Source organism: Kineococcus vitellinus, from assembly GCF_009906315.1.
GTDB classification, from domain to species: Bacteria; Actinomycetota; Actinomycetes; order Actinomycetales; family Kineococcaceae; genus Kineococcus; species Kineococcus vitellinus.
In genome coordinates, this window is sequence record NZ_JAAALL010000501.1 from 1 (window position 1) to 1,792 (window position 1,792).

Annotated in this window: 1 protein-coding gene; it reads right to left on the reverse strand. The window is 74.4% G+C overall.

The features are described from left to right. A partial coding sequence (locus GTQ99_RS22850; RefSeq protein WP_166617959.1) for a putative bifunctional diguanylate cyclase/phosphodiesterase occupies nucleotides 1-1,615 on the reverse strand: 1,615 nt, incomplete at its 3' end. Nucleotides 1,616-1,792: the final 177 nt, after the last annotated feature.

The window sequence follows — 1,792 nt, forward strand, 5'->3', positions numbered from 1 at the left end:
GGACGCCGACGGCGCCGGGCGCCTCGAGCCCGGGGGCGGCGGGCCGCCGGGGGCCGGTCTCCAGGGCCGCGAGGTCTAGCACGCCCTCGACGCGGGGGTCGGGACGGCCCAGCAGGAAGCCCTGCGCGGCGTCGCAGCCCAGCCGGCGCAGCGCGTCCAGCTGGCCCTGGGACTCCACGCCCTCGGCGACGACGCCCACGCCCATGTTCTTGGCCATGCCGATGATGCCCGCCACGACGGCCTCGTCCTGGCGGCGCCGGCCGAGACCGGCGATGAAGTGCTTGTCAACCTTCACGTGGTCGATGGGCATGGTCTGCAGGTGCGCCAGGGAGGAGACGCCGGCGCCGAAGTCGTCGACGGCCACCCGCACGCCCATCATGCGCAGCGCGTGCAGGGTGCTGAAGTGCGCCTTGGCGTCGGCGACGAGCAGCTCCTCGCTGATCTCCACGAGCAGGGCGTTGCCGGCGGGCCCGCTCGGCTGGGCGGCGGCGACGGCGTCGAGCAGCTCGGCGTTGGCCAGCTGCTTGGGCGAGACGTTGACGGCGATGGTCAGGCTGCAGTCGTCGATGCGCTCGTACCAGTGCTCCAGGGTGCGCCAGGCCTCGGCGATGACCCACTTGCCGATCTCCACGATGAGCCCGCTGCGCTCGGCCAGCGGCACGAAGTCGGCCGGGTGCAGCAGTCCCCGGCGCGGGTGCTGCCAGCGCAGCAGGGCCTCCAGGCCCTGCACGTGCCCGTCGCGCAGGTCGACGATCGGCTGGTAGTGCAGGCGCAGCTGGCCCTGCTCGACGGCCAGCGCCAGGTCGACCTCGGTCTGGCGGCTGTCGACGGCCTGGGCCTGCATGCGCTCGTCGAAGAGCTCCGAGCGCGCCTTGCCGCCCTCCTTGGCGCGGTAGAGCGCGGCGTCGGCACGGCGCAGCAGCTTGGCGGCGTCGCCCTCGTCGCGGGCCAGGGCGATGCCGACGCTGGGGGTGATGTGCAGGCTGCGGCCGCCGCCGACGTCGATGGGGCGGTCGGCGATGGAGCTGACGACGCGCTCGGCGATGCGGCTGGCGTTCAGCTCGTCGACGAGGTCCTCGCACAGCACGGCGAACTCGTCGCCGCCGAAGCGGGCGACGGTGTCCTCCGGGCGCACGGCCGCGCGCAGCCGGTGGGAGACCTCCACGAGGACGACGTCGCCGGCGGCGTGGCCGTGGGTGTCGTTGACGCCCTTGAAGCCGTCGAGGTCGAGGTAGAGGACGGCGCAGGCGCGGGCGCCGCGGCGGGCGAGGGCGTGCTGGAGGCGGTCGGTGAACAGCTGCCGGTTGCCCAGGTCGGTGAGGGGGTCGTGCAGCGCCTGGCGCAGCGCGGCGTCCAGCGCCTCCTGGTTGCGCTGCCCCTCGGCGTCCAGGCGCTCGGCGGACTGCACGGCCAGCACGAGCAGCAGCGCGGCCGCGGTCATGCCGCCGGCGAGAGCCGCGAGCAGCGTCTGCAGGGTGGGGACGCCGTCGAGCAGCCGCTGCAGCAGGGCGACGACCCCGACCACGACGAGCGGGGAGGTCAGCGCCCAGGGCACGACGCGGGTGCGGACGTCGTCGCCCGCGAGGTGCCGTGCCGACCAGGGCCAGCGGCTCATCGAACTCCTCCCGGCCCGGGGGCCGCTGCGCACGGGGCGACGCGCCGATCACTCGGCGCACTTCATTGATCGCTCATCGTCACGGATCTAGAAGTCCCTGTCTACTTCACCCGTCCGGGCGCGTCCTGCCGGGACACCCCGGCGATCACCCGAACGGGTGGCGGGACGGGGTGGGAC